The organism is Catalinimonas alkaloidigena, assembly GCF_900100765.1.
GTDB lineage: Bacteria > Bacteroidota > Bacteroidia > Cytophagales > Flexibacteraceae > Mooreia > Mooreia alkaloidigena.
Genome location: NZ_FNFO01000038.1, coordinates 1 through 1,032, shown reverse-complemented (window position 1 = coordinate 1,032; position 1,032 = coordinate 1). Strand labels below are relative to the sequence as shown.

Below are 1,032 nucleotides of genomic sequence, written 5' to 3'. Positions count from 1 at the left end.
GGCCGTTTTAATACGAGGGTGAGGGGTATGATGCCCGCAGAGGGTAGCCGAGAAGGGAGGAGCCGACGACTTACAGAAACCGACTTCGCTCGCCTTTCTCTTCGCCCAAGGCGATGCGATCCCGGTAGCGCTCGTCGCGCAAGCGATAAAACACCACGCCATCCTGGTCCTGCAACAGCGCATCGGCTTCCTGGCGCAGCGCCTGAAACTGCGCCTCCGTCAGCTCGCCTTCGAAGACCGAATTCTGCACCCAGGTGAGGTAGCGTCGGAACAACTTGAGCATCTTGCCCACACGCTTTTGGTTGACATCGTACACGGCAATCAAGTAGGCCATCCTTTCCCCGTCTTCTACCACCACATGTGAAACCCCTGGTAGGCATCCCCCTTCGGATCGCAGAGGTGACGCACCAGTTTGTAGCATTCCAGGCGCACCAGTCGCTCGTAGGACACCTTCTTGTCCAGCCCCCGGTGCTGCACCGTTTTGCGCAGACGCTCGTCCCAATGAGCCACAAACACCTTGCGCCCCGCTTCGGTCAGGTAACAGCCCCCTAGGCGGCGCTCGAAGTGCCGAGGAGTGATCTCCCCGTTTTTGAGCAAACGGAAGATGGCCCGGTCCACCAATAGCGGCTTGAACACTTCCGACAGATCCAGTGCCAGGGAGAACCGCCGCTCGCCCGGCTCGTGCAGATAGGCAATGGTGGGGTCCAGGGCGGTGCGGTAAATCTGCCGCAGAACCGTGGTGTAACAAAGACTGTTGCCAAACGAGATCAAGGCGTTGAGTTCGTTGGAAGGGGGGCGGCGCTCCCGGCGGTCGTAGGGAAACTGCGTGGCCACCCGCTCCCCGAGAAAGTGAGGCCAGAGCTGGTAGTAGCGGTCACGCACACGTCCTTCCACGCTCATCAGCGTAGGAATGTCGGTGCACTGCAACAGGGCTTTGCCTTCCCGCTCCATCATCTCCAAAGCCAGCTCGGCCGCCGTCTGGGCAGCCCCGCTCAGGCGGGGCACGTAGTACTTGATCACCCGTCCGATGTT

General features: G+C 60.7%; 2 protein-coding genes. Both read right to left on the bottom strand.

What is annotated here, in order from left to right; all coding sequences use genetic code 11:
• Positions 1 to 70: 70 nt before the first annotated feature.
• A complete protein-coding gene (gene cas2 / locus BLR44_RS28460) occupies positions 71 to 334 on the bottom strand; it encodes a CRISPR-associated endonuclease Cas2 (protein WP_089688906.1) in 264 nt (87 codons plus the stop codon).
• 14 nt (positions 335 to 348) lie between these two features.
• On the bottom strand, positions 349 to 1,032 hold a 684-nt coding region (gene cas1, locus BLR44_RS28455; protein ID WP_143017544.1), incomplete at its 5' end, for a CRISPR-associated endonuclease Cas1.